6 protein-coding genes are annotated in these 19,666 nt (G+C 72.8%); all 6 read left to right on the plus strand.

Going from position 1 to position 19,666, the window contains the following annotated elements:
- Positions 1–2,844: SDR family NAD(P)-dependent oxidoreductase (locus AB0B61_RS56720; RefSeq protein ID WP_358450486.1), on the plus strand; the 2,844-nt coding region annotated here is incomplete at its 5' end.
- A gap of 142 nt (positions 2,845–2,986) precedes the next feature.
- Positions 2,987–3,763, plus strand: coding sequence for an ATP-binding cassette domain-containing protein (locus tag AB0B61_RS56725; RefSeq protein ID WP_358450488.1), 777 nt, complete (start codon positions 2,987–2,989; stop codon positions 3,761–3,763).
- A complete protein-coding gene (locus AB0B61_RS56730) occupies positions 3,763–6,327 on the plus strand; it encodes an ABC transporter permease (RefSeq protein WP_358450490.1) in 2,565 nt (854 codons plus the stop codon). The genes AB0B61_RS56725 and AB0B61_RS56730 overlap by 1 nt, the downstream gene beginning before the upstream one ends.
- 44 nt (positions 6,328–6,371) lie before the next feature.
- Positions 6,372–7,655: an activator-dependent family glycosyltransferase gene (locus AB0B61_RS56735; RefSeq protein ID WP_358450492.1), complete on the plus strand. Its 1,284-nt coding sequence runs from the start codon at positions 6,372–6,374 to the stop codon at positions 7,653–7,655.
- Positions 7,656–7,658: 3 nt separating this feature from the next.
- Complete coding sequence (locus AB0B61_RS56740; protein ID WP_358450495.1) at positions 7,659–14,168, plus strand: SDR family NAD(P)-dependent oxidoreductase; 6,510 nt, start codon at positions 7,659–7,661, stop codon at positions 14,166–14,168.
- On the plus strand, positions 14,158–19,666 hold a 5,509-nt coding region (locus AB0B61_RS56745), incomplete at its 3' end, for a beta-ketoacyl synthase N-terminal-like domain-containing protein (RefSeq protein ID WP_358450498.1). The genes AB0B61_RS56740 and AB0B61_RS56745, both read left to right, overlap by 11 nt.

Below are 19,666 nucleotides of genomic sequence, written 5' to 3' on the forward strand. Positions count from 1 at the left end.
CGGAGCGGGGCGGGCGCCTCGCCGTACCAGGTGAAGTGGACGCGGGTGGCCATCGGCGGCGCGCGCGACGACTGGGCGGTGCTCGGCGCCGACGACGGCGAGTTGCTCACGGGCCTGCGCGCAGCGGGACTCTCCGCCCGCGCCGTCCCGGACCTGGACGCACTGGCCGCGCTGAGCCCACCGCCGACGGCGGTGCTGGTCTCGGCCGGATACGGGTCCGCGTCGGACGACCCCTCGGCGGACGCGCGCGAGCTGACCGGACGGACGCTCGGCCTGCTGCAGAGCTGGCTGGCCGATGAGCGCTTCGGCGCCGCCAAGCTGGTGCTGGTGACCGGTGACTCCGTGAGGACCGGGGCCGACGACGACACGCCCGACCTGGCCCACGCCCCCGTCTGGGGGCTGGTCCGTGCCGCGCAGGCCGAGAACCCCGGCCGGTTCCTCCTCGTCGACGTGGACGGCGCGGCGGACTCCTACCGGGCGCTGCCCACCGTACTGACTGGTCAGGAGCCTGAGCTGGCCCTTCGCGAAGGCGACGCCCTCGCGCCACGCCTGACCAGGACCGGCGAGGACGGCCTGCTGCAGCCGCCGGCCGACGCGGAGTCCTGGCATCTGGAGATCACCGAGCCGGGGACGATCGACGCCCTGGCGGCGACCGCCAGTGACGCGGCCCGGCGGCCTTTGGAGGAGTTCGAGGTACGCGTGTCCATGCGGGCCTGCGGACTCAACTTCCGCGACGTCCTGATGGCTCTCGGCATGTACCCGGGCGAGACGTCCATCGGCGGCGAGGGCGCCGGCGTGGTCGTCGAGGTCGGCTCCGGCGTCACCCGGTTCGCTCCAGGAGACAGGGTGTTCGGGCTGTTCGAGGGGGGTTTCGGGCCCTATACGGTGACCGATCACCGGATGGTGACGCACATGCCGGACGGCTGGTCCTACGTGGACGCGGCCGCCGTGCCGGCCGTCTTCGCGACCGCCTACTACGGGCTGGTCGATCTGGCCGACCTTCGGGCGGGTGATCGGGTGCTGGTGCACGCGGCCGCCGGTGGGGTCGGCATGGCGGCGGTGCAGCTCGCCCAGTGGCTGGGCGCGGAGGTGTTCGGTACGGCGAGCCCCGGCAAGTGGGCATCGCTGCCCCTGGACGATGCGCATGTGGCCTCCTCGCGGACGCTGGAGTTCGCGGAGAAGTTCGGCCAGGTGGATGTGGTGCTCAACTCGCTCGCGGGTGAGTTCACCGACGCGTCCCTGGGCATGCTGGCTCCCGGTGGCCGGTTCGTGGAGATGGGCAAGACCGACATCCGAGACGCGGACACGATCACGCCCGGCGTCCGCTACACGCCCTTCGACCTCTCCGACGCCGGGCCGGACCGGACCCAGGAGATCCTGACCGAGCTGGTGAAGCTGTTCGAGGAAGGCACCTTCACACCCCTCCCGACCCGTGTCTGGGACGTGCGACGCGCGCCCGAGGCGTTCCGGTACATGGCGCAGGCCCGGCACACCGGCAAGATCGTGCTGACCGTGCCCACGCCGATCAGCGGAGCCGGCACCGTGCTCGTCACCGGCGGCACGGGCGGGCTCGGCGCGCTGGTGGCCCGGCATCTGGTGGCCGAGCACGGCGTGCGCGACCTGCTGCTGGTCGGCCGCAGGGGGCTCGACGCCCCGGGCGCCGACCGGCTGCGCGCGGAGCTCACCGAGCAGGGGGCCCGCGTCGAGGTCGCGGCGTGCGACGTCGCCGACCGCGACGCGCTCGCGGAACTGCTCGCGGGCCGTGCGCTGACCGCGGTCGTGCACACGGCGGGCGTCGTGGCCGACGGCGTCATCGGCTCGCTCACGGACGAGCAGGTGGACACGGTCTGGCAGCCCAAAGCCCACGCAGCCTGGCATCTTCACCAACTCACGAAAAATCTGGACCTGTCGGCGTTCGTGCTCTTCTCCTCCTCGGCCGGCACGCTCGACGCCGCCGGGCAGGGCAACTACGCGGCGGCCAACGCCTTCCTCGACGCGCTGGCCGCGCACCGCAGGGCGGCCGGTCTGCCCGGCCTCTCGCTGGCCTGGGGCATGTGGGCGCCGGAGGTGGGCGGCATGACCGCCCAGCTCGGCGAGGCCGATCTGCGCCGGCTGCGTCACTCCGGCCTGCTGCCGCTGTCGGCCGAGGCGGGGCTGGCGCTGTTCGACGAGTCGCTCGCGCTCGACGAGCCCGCGCTGGTGCCGATCCGGCTGGATCTCGCGGCCGTGCGGTCGCGGGAGGAAGGGCCGCCGGCGATGCTCCGTGGCCTGGTCACCGCCCCCGTCGGGCGGGCGCCCGCCACGCCTTCGGTCACGGCCCCCGCCGCCGCGCCCGTCTCGTTGACGGATCGGCTGACGCCGCTGTCCAGGGCGGCGCGTGACCGCCTGCTGCTGAGCCTGGTACGCACCCACGTCGCCGCCGTGCTCGGCCACGACGGCGAGGACCCGGTCGATCCGGTGCGGGGGTTCAAGGAGCTGGGGTTCGACTCGCTGACCGCGGTCGAGCTGCGCAACCGGCTGAGCGCGGCGGCGGACGTGCGCCTGCCGGCCACGCTCGTCTTCGACTACCCGACGCCGGAAGCCGTGGCCGCCTTCATCAAGACCGAACTGCTCGGCGACGACGACACGGCCGCCGAGCCGCTGGAGGCCGAACTGGCCGAGCTCGAACAGGCGCTGGACAAGCTCGTACCGGATCCCGACGGGCACGCGCGGATCACCGCCCGGCTCAAGGCGCTCACGGCCAAGTGGGCCGAGGCGCACGGCCGGCCGGCGGACCCGGCGGAGCCGACGCTCGAATCGGCCAGCGCCGAAGAACTTTTCACCATTCTCGACAAAGAATTCTGATGCCATGTCATGGCCGCCGACAAAGAGCCAGATTTTCCGTTCCGAGTACCGTTCATGCCACCGAACCATCCCTGAAGAGGAGGGCACGGATGGCCCTTCAGGCCGATGCGCTGAATACGAATCGGCGATTAGCATCCGTGCTATGAGCAGAGCTGCGGACAATCCGAGGAGCGAAGAAGGCGACATCGTGCGGTTGAATTCCGTACGACAGACGTACAACACGAGGAAGGGCAGCTTCGAGGCGCTGAGCGGCGTCACGATCGGCTGCCGGAAACACGCGCTCACCGCGGTCATCGGGCCGTCGCGGTCCGGCAAGAGCACGCTGCTGCGCTGCGCGTCAGGACTGGAGCGGCCGGCGTCGGGGTCGGTGCTCCTCGACGGCGAGGAGCTGACCGACCTCGACGACGCGTCGCTGACCAGGCTGCGGCGTGACCGGCTCGGCTTCGTCTTCCAAGGGTCCAACCTGCTGCCCGCGCTCAACGTGGCGGAGAACATCGCGCTGCCCGGCTACCTGGCCGGCCGGAGCGTCGACACCGTCCTGCTGGACCGGGTGATCGCGCAGATCGGCCTGACCGACCACCTGCACGACCTGCCGCACCGGCTGTCCTTCGCCGAGCAGCAGCGGGCGGCGGTCGCGCGGGCCCTGGTCGGCCGGGCGCCGGTGATCTTCGCCGACGAGCCCACCTGCGCGCAGGACAACAGCGGCGTCGACCAGGTTCTCGGCCTGCTGCGCGAAGCGGCGCGGGCGGGACAGACGGTGGTCGTGGCCACGCACGACTCGCGGATCGCCGCCTACGCCGACCACGTCTTCTTCATGGCCGGCGGCCGGGTCGTGGACGAGCTGGCGCTCCCGCCCACCAAGGCGGCGGCGGAGCGGATGGCCCACCTGGCGATGTGGGACCGGGGAGAGCCGACCTGATGTGGCGTCTGGCCCTGCGCACTCTGTCCCACCGCAGGGGCGCGTTCTCGGCGGTGCTCGCCACGGTCTTCGCCGCCGCCGCCATCGTGGCGGCCTGCGCGGGGCTGATGGCGGCGGGGATCCAGGCCGCGTTCCCGCCCGAACGGCTGGCCGGCGCCGCGGTGGTGGTCGCGGGCGACCCGTCCTACCGGCTGCCGGACGACGACCCCCGCGACGACGATGCCGAATGGGCGAACCTGTCCGAGACCGTACGCCTGAGCCGGTCCCTGCTGGCGACCGTGCGGGCGGTGCCCGGGGTCGCCGACGCCATCGGCGACGTCTCCATCCCCGTCACCATGCTCGGCGGGGACACGCCCCGGGCCACGGGGCACGAATGGACCTCGGCGGGACTGCTGCCGTACGAGCTGCGGGCCGGCACCGCGCCGGCGACGGCCGGAGACGTCGTGCTGGACGCGGTGCTCGCCACCCGATCGGGCAGTCACGTGGGCGACCGGATCCAGATCGTGGCCCGCGGCGCCGTCGCGACCTTCCGGGTGAGCGGTGTGGTCGCCCCGGCGGCGGGACGTACGGCCACGGCGGCCGCGATGTTCTTCACGCCCTACGACGCGCGGTGGCTGTCCGGCCATCCGGACTCGGTGGACGCGATAGCCGTGGTCCCCGTGCCCGGGACGGGCGAGCAGGCGCTCGCCGACCGGGTGCGCGCCACTCTGCGCGGCCAGTCCGCGGTGACGCTCACTGGGGACGACCGCGGGCTCGCCGAGTTCGCGCAGGCGCGCGCCGGCCGCGAGAACCTGATCACCATCGCCGGCCTGATCGGCGGCACGACGCTGCTGGTCGGCATGCTCGTCCTGGTCAGCACCATGAAACTCCTGGTCGAGCACCGGGCGCCGGAGCTGACGCTGCTGCAGGCGATGGGCACGCCGCCGCGCCGCGTCCGACTGATGATGCTCGGCGAGGTGGCGACGATCTCGGTGGTCGCCACGGCGGCGGGCACGGTGCTCGGCGGCCACCTCGGTGGTCAGCTGTTCGGGCACCTGGTGCGCGACGGGGTCGTACCGGCGGCTCTGCGGTTCGACCCGGGCTGGCTCCCGGCCGCGCTCGCGGCCGCGGTGTGCCTGTGCACCGGGCTGGCGGCCGCCTTCTTCCCGATCTGGCGGGCCGCGCGGCCTCGCCCCGCCACGGCGCTCAGCTCGGTGCCGCAGGATCACGGGCTCGACCGGGCGCGTGCGGCGCTCGCCCTGATCTGCCTCGGCGTGGTGGGCACGACGATCTGCTCGGCCATGGTGATGATCCGGTCGGCCGCGGTGAGCGTCGCCTGCCTCGCCGCGATCGTGGTGATCCTCGGCGTGGCCGTGGTGGCGTCCAGGATGACCAAGGCGATGAGCGGGCTGGTCGGCCGGGCCGTACGCGCCCGGCCGAGGACCATCGGCCGCCTCGCGCTGCTCAACAGCTGCGCCCGGCCGTTCGGCATGGCCACCGCGATCCTGCCCATCATGCTCGCGACCGGCATCAGCACGGCGAACATCTATCTGCAGATGACGCAGGCCGACCAGGTTCGGCAGGTCCGCCTGGAGGACCTGCGGGCCGATCAGGTGATCACCGGCGGCTTCGGTCCCGGTCTGCTGGGCCGGGTCCGGTCCGTCCCAGGGGTCACGGCGGCGTCGGAGCTGGCGACCAGCAGCGGGTTCGTCGAGAGCCCGTACGACCCCTGGCAGAGCGAGCACGGCTGGCCGCTCCTGGGCCTCACGGCGGACGGCGCGGCGGGGGTCACGGACATCTCCCTCACGGCGGGCACGTTCACCGGGCTGCGTGGCGATTCCGTCGCCCTCACCCGGCAGCACGCCCAGGAACTCGGTAGGGGGATCGGCGACCCGATCACCCTGCGGCTGGGTGACGGCGCGAAGGTGGACCTGAGGGTGGTCGCGCTGCTCGCGGACCGGCCCGGCGGCGAGATGATCCTGCTGCCCGCCACGCTGCTCGCCGCCCACACGACCGCCGGCTCGCCGACCCAGATCCTGGTCCGGGCGGCGCCCGGTGGTGACCCGCGGAAACTGCGCGCCGACCTCGTCGAGGCGACGGGCCGCCTGCCCACGCTGCGGGTCAGCGACGGCGTCGGGCCGTCCACGACCGCGGTCGAGCAGGGGCGGACCCGGGCCTGGATCAACTACCTGTTCACCGGCGTGATCATCATCTTCGCCGGCATCTCGGTGATCAGCGCCCAGGCGATGGGCGCCGGATCGCGGCGCAGAGAGTTCCGTCTGCAACGCCTGATCGGGTTCACCCGTGGCCAGATCCTGCGGATGGTGGGGATCGAGGCCGTCGTGGTCGCCATGGTCGGCGTCGTGCTCGGCACGGCGGCGGTCGCCCCCATCCTGATTCCGTTCGCCATGGCGGTCAACGGCTCACCGATGCCCCCGGGGCCGGCGTGGGTCTATCTCGCCGTGATCTGCTCCGCCACCCTCTCCGCCCTCGTGGCGACGCTGTCTCCCGTGTGGGCGATCATCCGGCCGCGCACAGGGGAGCGTGAGGGGTCCCCTAGGGGTCGGGCGGTCATCCGCGCATAGGTAGCGTCCCATTCGACGCGATAAATAATTTGGAGGAATTGTTCATGCGTGTTCTGTTCACTCAACACGCGGCAAACGCGCACCTCTTTCTCATGGTCCCCATCGCCTGGGCGATGAAAGCCGCGGGCCACGAAGTAATCGTCGCCGGCCAGCCGGACATCGTCGACGCCATTACCCGGACCGGCTTGACCGCTTTATCGGTCGGCGGAAAGTCCGATGTGGCCGAGCGGCTGCTGGAAACACCACTTGACCGGCAGATCTACGGCTCCGGATACGACATCGCGGAGGAGCGCCCCGAGGTGCTCACCTACGAGTACGTCCGCGACTGCCTGGACGCCTTCTGCTCCCCGATGGCCCTGGACTTCATCACCGACGAGTCCATGTACGCCGACCTGGTCGCCTTCTGCCGGAGCTGGCAGCCCGACCTGGTGGTCTGGGACTCCATCACCTTCCCGGGCCCCGTGGCCGCCCGGGCGTGCGGCGCGGCGCAGGTCCGGTCGACCTTCGGCCGCGATCACTGGGCGCGGATGCGCTCGCTGTTCCTCCGGCTGCGGGCGGAGCAGCCGGACGATCCACGTGAGGACCCCGTGGTCGAGTGGATCACGGCGAAGCTGGCCGCGTACGGCTGCGACTTCGACGAGGAGGTGATCCTCGGCCAGGCCACGATCGACTCCATGCCGGCCTGGCTGCGCCTCCCCGGCGAGGACGACCACCTGCGCGTCCGTTTCATCCCCTACAACGGCCCCTCGATCATCCCGGCCTGGCTCAGGGAGCCGCCGTCCCGGCGGCGGGTCTGCTTCACCCTAGGGGTGTCCGGCAGGGAGGTCTGGGGTGGGCGCGGCAGCGTCAGGGCCGCCGAACTGTTCGAGGCCGTGGCCGACCTGGACGTCGAGGTGGTCGCGACCCTGAAGGAGAACCAGCTGGACGGCGCGAAGGTCCCGGCGAACGTCCGCATCGTGGACTTCGTCCCGCTCAACTCCCTGCTGCCCGGCTGCTCGGCCATCGTCCACCACGGCGGCACCGGGACCACCTGCACGGCCATCACCCAGGGTGTGCCCCAGCTCATCGTCCCCGCCCAGCTCTACGACGAGACGGGCATGGCTCTTCAGATAGCCCAGCAGGGAGCGGGCCTGGTCATCGAGCCCGACCAGCTCTCGGCACGGACGCTGCGCGAAGGGCTGGTGCGGCTGCTGGAGGACGAGGCGTTCGGGCGGAACGCGGTCCGGATCCAGGAGGACATGGCGAAGACGCCGACGCCGGCCGACGGCGTACGTGATCTAGAAGAGCTGGTCGCCCGTCACCAGGCGGCTTCCCCGACCCGGAGATGAGCCGTGGACAACGAGACCAGGCTGCTGGAATACCTCAGGCGGGCCACCGCCGACCTGCGGGAGACCCGCCGCCGGCTGCGGCAGGCCGAGGACAGGGACGCCGAGCCCATCGCGATCATCGGGATGAGCTGCCGCTTCCCCGGCGACGCCGGCACGCCCGAGGAGTTGTGGCGGCTGCTGGTCGCCGGGACCGACGCGATCTCGCCGTTCCCCTCGGACCGGGGCTGGGACGTCGACCTCTATGACCCGGATCCGGACAGTCCCGGCAAGAGCTTGACGAGTTCCGGCGGATTCCTCCACGACGCGGCGCAGTTCGACCCGCACTTCTTCGGGATCAGCCCGCGCGAGGCCCTGGCGATGGATCCGCAGCAGCGGCTGCTGCTGGAGACGGCGTGGGAGGCCTTCGAAGGCGCGGGCATCGATCCGGCCTCCGCGCGGGGCAGCGCCACGGGCGTCTTCGCCGGAGTCATCTATCACGACTACGGCTCCAGGGTCCGCGCCGTGCCCGCCGACCTCGGCGGCTACATCGGCAACGGCAGCGACGGCAGCATCGCCTCCGGCCGGGTCTCCTACCTGATGGGCCTGGAAGGCCCGGCGATCACGGTGGACACGGCGTGCTCGTCCTCCCTGGTGGCGCTGCACCTCGCGGCCCAGGCCCTGCGCCAGGACGAGTGCGCCATGGCGCTGGCGGGCGGGGTCACGGTGATGTCGACCCCGAGCACGTTCGTGGAGTTCAGCAGGCAGCGCGGGCTGTCGCCGGACGGCCGGTGCAAGGCGTTCTCGGCGGACGCCGACGGGACGGGCTGGGGTGAGGGCGCGGGCATGCTCCTGCTGGAGCGGCTCTCGGACGCCACCCGCAACGGCCACCAGGTGCTGGCCGTGATCCGCGGCAGCGCGATCAACCAGGACGGCGCCAGCAGCGGGCTGACCGTGCCCAACGGTCCGTCCCAGCAGCGGGTGATCGCTCAGGCGCTGGCCGCCGCGGGCCTGACGCCCGCCGAGGTGGACGTGGTCGAGGCGCACGGCACCGGCACGACGCTGGGCGACCCCATCGAGGCGCGCGCCCTGTTCGCCGCGTACGGTCAGGGGCGCCCGGAGGACAGGCCCCTCTACCTGGGCTCGATCAAGTCGAACATCGGCCACACCCAGGCCGCCGCCGGCGTGGCCGGGGTGATGAAGATGGTGCTCGCGATGCGGCACGGCACCCTGCCCAAGACCCTGTACGCCGACGAGCCCTCGCCGAACGTGGACTGGTCCTCCGGCAGCATCGCCCTGCTGACCGAGAACCTCTCCTGGGACACAGCGGAGGACACCCCGCGCCGGGCGGCCATCTCCTCCTTCGGTGTCAGCGGGACCAACGCGCACGTCATCATCGAGGAACACCCGCGCGCCGAGACCCCCCGCGACGAGACGGCCCGCCCGGTGGTGCCCTGGGTGGTCACGGCCAAGAGCGAGCAGGCGCTCCGGGCCCAGGCCGGGCGACTGGCCGCCCGCGTCGAGCGGGACCCCGAGCTGTCGCCGGTCGACGTCGGCCATTCCCTGGTCAGCTCGCGCGCCGCCCTCCCATACCGCGCGGCGGTGATCGGCGCCGACCGTGACGCCCTCCTGCCGGGCCTGCGCGCCGTCGCGGACGCGGTCCCCGCCCCGAACGTCGTGTACGGCACGGCGACCGCCTCCCCCCGAGTGGCCTTCGTCTTCCCCGGCCAGGCCGTCCTGTCGAAGGACATGATCCTCGGCCTGCTCGACGCCGCGCCGCCGTTCGCCACCCGCATGGCGGAGTGCGCGGACGCGCTCGAGAAGTTCGTGGACTGGAAGCTGATGGACGTCCTGCGCGGCGAGGCGCCCGAGTGGCCGCTCGACCGGATGGACGTGATCCAGCCCGCGGCGTGGGCGGTCATGGTCTCGCTGGCCCACCTGTGGCGCTCCTACGGCGTCGAGCCCGAGGCCGTCGTGGGACATTCCCAGGGCGAGATCGCCGCCGCCTGCGTGGCGGGCGCGCTGTCCCTCGAAGACGCGGCCAAGGTCGTGGCCCTCCGCAGCCGGGCCATCACCGAGGACCTGTCCGGCCGCGGCGGCATGCTGGCCGTCTCGCTCCCGCCCGCCGAGGCGCTCGACCGGCTCGCCCCCTGGGCGGATCGCCTGTCGATAGCGGCGCTGAACAGCCCGACCTCGGTCGTGGTCGCCGGCGACTCGACGGCGCTGAACGAACTGCTCGACCTCCTGAAGGCCGAGGACGTCAGAGCCAAGATGATCCCGGTCGACTATCCCTCGCACACGGCCTACGCCGAGCCGCTGCACGACCGGCTGCTGGCCGACCTGGCCGGGATCGTGCCCTGGACGGCCGAGGTGGCGTTCTGCTCCACGGTGACCGGCGAGCCGCTCGACACCGCGGAGCTCGACGCCGCCTACTGGTACACCAACCTGCGCCGGCCGGTGCGCTTCGAGCAGGCGGTCCAGAGCCTGGTCCAGCAGGGCTACGGCATGTTCGTCGAGGTCAGCCCGCACCCGACGCTGACCGCCGCCGTTCAGGAGACGGCCGAGGCCGCGGGCGCCACCGTGGTGGCCCTCGGCTCGCTGCGCCGCGACGAAGACGCGGCGGCCCGATTCCTCACCTCGGTCGCGGAGTCCTGCGCGCACGGCGCGCCGGTCGACTGGACGCCCCTGTTCGCCGCGGCCGACGCCCGCAAGGTGGACCTGCCCACGTACGCCTTCCAACGCGAACGCTACTGGCTGGAGGCCGGCGACTCGGCCGACGTCGTGCACGCCGGCCTGACCGCAGCCGACCACCCCTTCCTCAGCGGGGTCCTGTCCCTGGCCGACTCCGACGAGATCGTCCTCACCGGCCGCCTGTCGCTGCGCTCGCACCCCTGGCTGGCCGGTCACACGGTGTCCGGCACGGTCCTGTTCCCCGGAGCGGCCTTCGCCGAGCTGGCCGTCAGCGCGGGCCGCCAGGTCGGCTGCGCCCTGCTGGAGGAGCTCGTCCTGGAGGCGCCGCTGGCGCTGCCCGCGCAGGGCTCCGTGGTGGTGCAGGTACGGATCGACGCGCCGGACGAGAGCGGGCGGCGGCCGCTGTCGCTGCACGCGCGCCCCGAGGACGACGCGGACTGGACCCGGCACGCGACCGGCGTCGTGTCGGCCGCGCGTCCCGCCGCGGACTTCGACCTGTCCGCCTGGCCGCCGCCGGGCGCCGAGGCCGTCGACGTGACCGAGGTCTACGACCGCCTCGCCGAGCGCGGTCTGGACTACGACGGGCCGTTCCGCGGACTCCAGGCCGCGTGGCGGCTGGGGGATGAGGTGTTCGCCGAGGTCACCCTGCCACAGCGGGAGGAGGGGGGCTTCGGCCTGCATCCCGCCCTGCTCGACGCCGCGCTGCACGCGGAGTCCCTGCTGGACGACGCCGCCGCCGGGGTGAGCCTGCCGTTCACCTGGTCCGGCCTGTCGCTGTACGCGGAAGGCGCGTCCACGTTGCGGGTCCGCCTGACCCCGTCGGGGCCCGACGAGATCTCGCTGCGGCTGGCGGACCCCTCGGGTGCCCCGGTGGCCGCGGTGGAGTCGCTGCTGTCCCGGCCGCTCGTGTCGTCGGCGCCGGATCCGCGTCGCGAGTCGTTGTTCCGCGTCGGCTGGATCGCCTCGCCGTACACCGGCGACCCGTCGCCATCGCCATCGCTCTCGCCGAGCCGCTGCGCCGTGGTGGACGCGAGCGGGCTCGCCGCCGTGCCCGGAGCGGGCGAGGGCGGGCTCGCCGTCGCGCCCGGCGCGGGTGAGAGCGGGCTGGGTTCTGGGCTCGCCGCCGCCCTGGGCGCCCCCGTCTATCCCGATCTGGCCTCCTTGCCGTCGGCTCCCGAGCTGGTGTTCGTCACCTTCTCGGGCGGCGGAGACGTGCGGGGCGCGATCCATCGGGCCCTGGCCGTCGTACGGGCCTGGCTGGCCGACGACCGGTTCGAGGAGTCCACGGTCGCCCTGGTCACCAGGGGAGCGGTCGCCCTGGACGGCGAGGACGTGAGCGACCTGGCCGCCGCCGCGGTGCTCGGCCTGATGCGGTCCGCGCAGTCGGAGCACCCCGGCCGGTTCGTGACGCTGGACCTCGACGACTCCGAGGTGCCGGCGCCCGCCGTGCTGGCGGCGCTCGCCGAGCCGCAGCTGGCCGTACGTGGCGGAGCGGTATGGGTGCCCAGGCTGGCGCGGGCCACGACCGGCGAGGCGCTGCTGCCGCCCTGGGGCGGTGAGCCGTGGCGGCTCGAAGCCACCGGCGCGGGCACGCTGGACGGCCTGGCGCTGGTCCCGTGCCCGGAGGCGGCCCGCCCGCTGGAACCGGGCGAGGTACGGCTGTCGATACGGGCGGCCGGGATGAACTTCCGCGACGTCGTCGTGGCGCTGGGGATGGTCCCGGAGCGCGACGTCCCGATCGGCGGCGAGGTCGCCGGTGTGGTGCTGGAGGTGGGCTCGGCCGTGGCCGATCTGGTGCCCGGTGATCGGGTGCTGGGGCTGCTCGATGGCGCGTACGGTCCCGTGGGAGTGACGGACCGGCGATTGCTGGCGGCGATCCCCGCCGGTTGGTCGTTCGCGGAGGCGGCGTCGGTGCCGGCGGCGTTCCTGACGGCCTTCTACGGCCTGGTGGACGTGGCCGGTGTGCGAGCAGGCGATCGGGTGCTGGTGCACGCGGCCGCCGGCGGCGTGGGAACGGCCGCGGTACAGGTGGCTCGCTGGCTGGGCGCCGAGGTGTTCGGTACGGCGAGTCCCGGCAAGTGGGCGTCGCTGCCTCTGGACGACGACCATGTGGCCTCCTCGCGGACGCTGGAGTTCGCTGAGAAGTTCGGCCAGGTCGATGTCGTGCTCAACTCGCTGGCCGGGGAGTTCGTGGACGCCTCGCTGGACATGTTGCCGGTCGGTGGCCGGTTCGTGGAGATGGGCAAGACCGACATCCGGGACACGGAGACGATCGCCCCCGGGGTCCGCTACACCGCCTTCGACCTGATCGACACGGGGCCGGATCGGCTGGGCGAGATGCTGGCCGAGGTCCTGGGCCTGTTCGAGGAGGGCGTGTTCGAGCGGACGCCCATTCAGGTGTGGGACATTCGGCGGGCGCGCGAGGCGTTCCGGTTCATGTCGCAGGCCCGGCATGTCGGGAAGGTCGTACTGACGCTACCGGTCCCGTTCGACCGGGACGGCACCGTGCTGGTGACCGGAGGCACCGGGATGATCGGCGGGCTGGTGGCCCGGCACCTGGTGGCCGAGCACGGCGTACGCGATCTGGTGCTGGTGGGACGCAGAGGCATCGAGACCCCCGGCGCGGAGGAACTGCGCGCCGAGCTCGCGGCCTCGGGAGCTCGGGCCGAGATCGTGGCGTGCGACGTCGCCGACCGTACGGCGCTGGCCGGGCTCGTAGATCGCCTGCGCGCGGAAGGCCGGCTGTCCGCCGTGGTGCACGCGGCCGGAGCGCTGGACGACGGCATGGTGGAGTCGCTCACGGCCGAGCAGGTCGACGCGGTGGTGGGCGCCAAGGCGGAGGCGGCCTGGCAGCTGCACCAGCTGACCGAGGGCCTGGATCTGTCGGCGTTCGTGCTGTTCTCCTCGGCGGCGGGCGTCCTGGGCGAGGCGGGACAGGGCAACTACGCGGCGGCGAACGCGTTCCTGGACGCGCTGGCGGCGCACCGGCGGGCGCACGGCCTCGCCGCGATGTCGCTGGCCTGGGGCTTCTGGGAGCAACGCAGCGGCATGACCGCGCACCTCGACGACACCGCCATGAGCGGCATGGCACGGTCCGGCTTCGTCCAGCTCCCCTCCGCCGACGGACTGGCGTTGTTCGACGCGGCACGGACAGTGGACGAACCCGTGCTGCTGCCGATCCGGCTGGACCTCGCCGCGCTGCGCTCGAGCGGCACCCCGCCGCCGGCGCTGCTCCGCGGCCTGGTCCGCGACCAGACCCGCACCCACGTACGGCGGGCCGCCCAGCCCGGCGTCTCGACACTGAAACACCGGCTCGACGGCCTGCCCGAGGAAGAACGCAAGGCCGAGCTCGTGCGGCTCGTCCGCGCCGAGGCGGCCGGCGTGCTCGGGCACCCGAGTCCCGACTCGGTGCTACCCGACCGGGCCTTCAAGGAGCTGGGCTTCGACTCGCTGACCGGCGTCGAGCTGCGCAACCGGCTCAGCGCCGCCACCGGCCTGCGCCTGCCCAGCACCCTCGTCTTCGACCACCCCACACCGAACGCCCTCGCGGACCGGGTGGGAGAGGCGTTCCGCCCGGCCGCCGAGGACTCCGCCGCCGCCGTACTCGCCGAGGTCGACCGGCTGGAAGCCGCACTCACCACGGTGACGACGAACGGCGACCGCCCCGCGATCACCGCCCGGCTGCGCTCACTGGTCCGCAAGTGGAACGACCTGCAGGACGAGGCGCCCGAGTCCGAGCAGGACGAGTCCGAGCAGTACGAGTCGGCCACGGACGACGAGCTCTTCACAATCCTCGACAACGCGATTGGCTCCTCGCGACGGAGGTCTGAGTCTGATGGCGAATGACGGCAAGCTCCGCGAATACCTGAGGCTGGCGACCGCCGAACTCCAGTCGGTCCATCGCCGGATGGACGAGATGGAGGCCCGGCGGCACGAGCCCATCGCGATCGTGGCCATGAGCTGCCGCCTGCCCGGCGGAGTGAACGATCCCGAACAGCTCTGGCGCCTGGTGTCCGAAGGCCGCGACGCGATCTCGGAGTTCCCCGCCGACCGGAGCTGGGACCTGGAGCGGCTCTACGACCCCGACCCCGAGCGGGCCGGCACGTGTTATGTCCGCACGGGCGGCTTCCTGACGGACGCGGGAGACTTCGACGCGGGCTTCTTCGGAATGAGCCCGCGAGAGGCGCTGGCCACGGACCCGCAGCAACGGCTGCTGCTGGAGACCTCCTGGGAACTGCTCGAACAGGCCGGTCTCGACCCCGCGACGCTGCGGGGCAGCGAGACGGGCGTCTTCGTCGGCGCCGCCTCCACCGGCTACGGCGTCGGCCCGGCCGGATTCCCCGACGGGGTCGAGGGTCACCTGCTGACCGGGGGCTCCACGGCCGTGATGTCCGGTCGCATCGCCTACGTCCTCGGCCTGGAGGGTCCGGCCGTCACCTTGGACACGGCGTGCTCGTCGTCCCTGGTCGCGCTCCATCTGGCCTGCGAGTCGCTGCGCAGGGGCGAGTGCGCCCTGGCCATCAGCGGCGGCGCCACCATCATCTTCACCCCGGAGATCTTCGTGGAGTTCAGCCGGCAGCGGGGTCTGGCGAAGGATGGGCGGTGCAAGGCGTTCGCGGAGGCCGCGGACGGTACGGCGTTCGCCGAGGGCGTGGGCCTGCTGTTGCTGGAGCGGTTGTCGGACGCGCGCCGCAACGGTCATCGGGTGCTGGCGGTCGTGCGGGGGAGCGCGGTCAACCAGGACGGCGCGAGCAACGGGCTGACGGCGCCGAACGGGCCGTCCCAGCAGCGGGTCATCCGCCAGGCGCTGATCGACGCCGAGCTGTCCCCGGCCGACGTGGACGCCGTGGAAGCCCACGGCACCGGCACGACCCTGGGCGATCCGATCGAGGCGCAGGCGCTGCTGGCCACGTACGGCAAGGATCGTTCGCAGGATCGGCCGCTGTGGCTGGGCACGGTCAAGTCCAACATCGGGCACACCCAGGCCGCCGCCGGCGTCGCCGGTGTGATCAAGATGGTCATGGCGATGCGGCACGGCGTACTGCCCAGGACACTGCACGTCGACACCCCCTCCTCACACGTTGACTGGTCGGCCGGGAACGTCCGGCTGCTGACCGAGCCGATCCCCTGGCCCGGCGGCGAGCGCCCGCGCCGGGCCGGGGTGTCGTCGTTCGGCATCAGCGGGACCAACGCCCATGTCGTCCTGGAAGCGGTCGAGGCCTCGCACGAAGAGCCAACGGCCCCGGCGGCTCCGCCGGCCCTGCCGCTGCCGATCTCCGGGAGGAGCGCGGCGGCGTTGCGCGCTCAGGCGGAGCGGCTGAGGTCCTACCTGGAGGAGCGGGAAGACGCTTCTCTGTCGGACGTGGCTTACTCGCTGGCGACGTCGCGGGCGGCTCTGGAACATCGCGCCGTGGTGACCGCCTCGGATCGCGCCGGGCTGCTGGCGGGACTGTCGCAGGTGGCCGACGGTGTGGTGAGCGGCGGGAAGCTGGCGTTCCTGTTCACCGGACAGGGGAGCCAGCGCGTGGGGATGGGCCGGGAGCTCGTGGCGGCCTGTCCGGTGTTCGCCGAACACCTGGCGGCGGTGTGTGCGCGGCTGGATCCGCTGCTGGAGCATCCGCTGACGGAGGTGATGTGGGAGCGGCCGGAGCTGCTGGACCAGACGGGGTACACCCAGGCCGCCTTGTTCGCGGTGGAGGTGGCGCTCTATCGGCTGGTGGAGTCATGGGGCGTCGTCCCCGACTTCCTGCTCGGGCACTCGATCGGAGAGGTGGCGGCCGCGCACGCGGCGGGGGTGCTGTCGCTGGATGACGCGTGCGCGCTCGTGGCGGCCCGGGGCCGGTTGATGCAGGCGTTGCCGACCGGCGGGGCGATGGTCGCGGTCCAGGCCGGAGAGGAGGAGGCCAGGCGGATTCTCGCCGAGGTCGGCGAAGAGGACGCCGGTGGAGTGGTGATCGCGGCGGTCAACGGGCCGGCCTCGGTGGTTCTGTCCGGGGATGAGGAGGCGGTGCTGCGGGTCGCGGGCCGGTTCGCCAAGTCCCGCCGGTTGCCGGTCAGTCACGCCTTCCACTCGCCCCGGATGGAGCCGATGCTGGCCGCCTTCCGCGAGGTGGCCGAGGGCCTGTCGTACGGGAGCGCGTCGGTCCCGGTCGTGTCGAACCTGACCGGCGAGCCGGTGCAGGAGTTCACGGCCGAGTACTGGGTGCGCCATGTCCGCGAAGCGGTGCGGTTCGCCGACGGCGTCGCCTTTCTCCATGGCCAGGACGTACGGACCTTCGTCGAGCTGGGCCCCGACGGGGTGCTGTCGGGGATGGGGCAGGCGTGCGTGCCCGAGCCCCAGGACGGGCGCGGGCCGGTGTTCGTACCGGCGCTTCGTCGCGGCCGGGGCGAGGCCGAGCAGGTGGTGACGGCGGTCGGGCAGGCGTACGCCGGTGGCGCGGCGGTGGACTGGCAGCGGTTCTTCGCCGGGACCGGCGCCCGCCGGGTGGACCTGCCCACCTACGCCTTCCAGCACCGGCACTACTGGCTGAACCCCGCGCAGTCGAGCGGCGACCCCTCATCCATCGGGCTGGACGCCCCGGACCATCCGCTGCTGGGCGCCGGGGTCGAGCTGCCCGACTCGGGCGGCTTCCTGTTCACCGCCCGGCTGTCCCTCTCCTCGCATCCCTGGCTCGCCGATCACGTGGTGGGGGAGGCGGCGGTGTTCCCCGGCACCGGCCTGGTGGAACTCGCCATCAGGGCGGCCGACCAGGTCGGTTGCGGGAAGGTCGAGGAGCTGACCCTGGAGCGGCCGCTGCTCGTTCCCGGACACGGCAGCGTCCGGCTGCAGATCGTGGTGAGTGATCCGGACGACTCCGGCACCCGGACGATCACGATGTACTCACAGACCGACGACGCCCCCTGGGACAGACACGCCACCGGCGCCCTTGCCCCGACCTCCTCGGACTCCACAGGCTCTTCGGGCTTCCCGGCCGCCGCGTTCGAGGCGAGCTCGTGGCCGCCAGCCGATGCCCAACAAGTTGAGGTGGACGGACTCTACGAGCGGCTGGCCGATCTGGGGCTTCCCTACGGCCCGACCTTCCGTGGGCTGCGGGCTGCCTGGATCCGTGGTGAGGAGGTCTTCGCCGAGATCGAACTGCCCGAGCACGCGGCGGCGGACGCGGCCCGTTTCGGTCTGCATCCCGCCCTCCTCGACGCCGCGCTGCACGCCTTCGGGTTCAGCCCCGCCTCGGCCGAGCACACCGCGTTGCCGTTCACGTGGGCCGACGTGGAACTGCACGCCGCCGGTGCGTCGAGCCTGCGCGTACGGGTGACCCCGATGGGAGAGGACTCCTTCCGACTGGAAGCGGCCGACCCGCTCGGTCAGCCGGTGGTGTCGATCGGCTCGCTGGTCCTGCGCCAGATCACCCTCGACGCGCTCTCCGGTCCACGGCCCGGCGCGGAACGCGCGCTGTACCGCCTGGACTGGACGCCGATCCCGGCCGAGCCGGTGTCCCTGGGCCGATGCTGGGCCATCGGCGGCGAGATCGTCGGCGCCGAGGCATACGACGACCTGGCCGCGCTGCTCCGGGCCATCGACTCGGGAGAGGACCCGCCCGAGCTCGTCATCGTGAACCCCGCCGTCACGGACCGGCCCGCCCCCGCCACCACCAGCGACGCGACAGGCAACGCCACGGCTGACGGGATCGCCGACGGGATCGCTGACGCCACGGCTGCCGCGACCGGCGACGCCACCGCCACGGCCGAGACAGCGGCCGACACGACTCCCCACGCGACCGCCGACGTCACAGCCGACGCGGTCCGCTTGGCGGTTCACCGTGCGCTCGACCTGGTGCGGACCTGGATTGCCGACCCGCGCCTCGCCGAATCGCGGCTTCTCTTCGTGACCAGGAAGGCGATCGCCCCCGACAGCGGGCGCGACCTCCCAGGCGCCGCAGTGTGGGGCCTGGTCCGGTCCGCGCAGGCCGAGAACCCCGGCCAGTTCGTCCTCCTGGACCTCGACGACCGCGACGGCCGCAACGATCGCGACGACCGCGACGGCCGCGATGGCCTCGGCGACCTCGCCGCCTCCACCAGCCTGATCGCCGCCGCCGCCCTCAGTGGCGAGCCGCAGCTCGTCCTGCGAGAGGGAACCCTGCTCGCGGCCCGGCTAACCCCCGCCCCCGACATCGGCCTCACACCGCCGGCGGACGGCGCCGCCTGGCGGCTGGACAGCCGTGCCAAGGGCACGCTGGACGGCCTGGCCTTCGTCGACGCGCCCGAGGCCGTCGCGCCCCTGCGGCCGGAAGAGATCAGGATCGCCGTACGCGCGGCCGGCATGAACTTCCGCGACGTGCTCAACGCCCTCGGCATGTACCCGGGCGAGAGCGGCGCGATGGGGCTTGAGGGCGCCGGGGTGGTCGTCGAGGTGGGCTCCGGCGTCACCGAACTGACCCCCGGCGACAAAGTGTTCGGGCTGTTCGACGGCGGCGCGTTCGGCCCGCTGATGGTCACGGATCACCGGCAGGTGGCGCCGATGCCCGCCGGTTGGTCGTTCGCGGAGGCCGCGTCGGTGCCGGTGGCGTTCCTGACCGCCTACTACGGGCTGGTCGATCTGGCCGACCTTAAAGCAGGCGATCGGGTGCTGGTGCACGCGGCCGCCGGTGGGGTCGGCATGGCGGCGGTGCAGCTCGCCCAGTGGCTGGGCGCGGAGGTGTTCGGTACGGCGAGCCCCGGCAAGTGGGCATCGCTGCCCCTGGACGATGCGCATGTGGCCTCCTCGCGGACGCTGGAGTTCGCGCAGAAGTTCGGCCAGGTGGATGTGGTGCTCAACTCGCTGGCCGGGGAGTTCACCGACGCCTCCCTAGCCATGCTGGCCCCGGATGGCCGGTTCGTGGAGATGGGCAAGACCGACATCCGAGACGCGGACACGATCACGCCCGGCGTCCGCTACACGCCGTTCGACCTCGTCGAGGCCGGTCCCGAGCGGATCGGTCACATGCTGCGCGAGATTCTGCGCCTGTTCGAGCAGGGCGAGATCCAGCGGCTCCCCATGAGGGCCTGGGACCTCCGGCGCGCCCCCGAGGCGTTCCGGTACATGTCGCAGGCCCGGCATGTCGGGAAAGTCGTGCTGGCGATCCCGGCCCCCATCGACCCTGAGGGGACCGTGCTGGTGACCGGCGGTACCGGCGCCCTCGGCAGGCTCGTCGCCCGGCATCTCGTCGCCCGGCACGGCGTACGCGATCTGCTGCTGACCAGCCGGCGCGGCGCCGCCGTCGAGGGCGCCGAGAAGCTGCGCGCCGAGCTCGCGCGCCGAAGGCCGAGCCGGTGCACGCCCAGGAGCTGTACGCCATCCTCGACGTGGC

It is taken from the genome of Nonomuraea sp. NPDC049158 (assembly GCF_040648335.1).
GTDB lineage: Bacteria > Actinomycetota > Actinomycetes > Streptosporangiales > Streptosporangiaceae > Nonomuraea.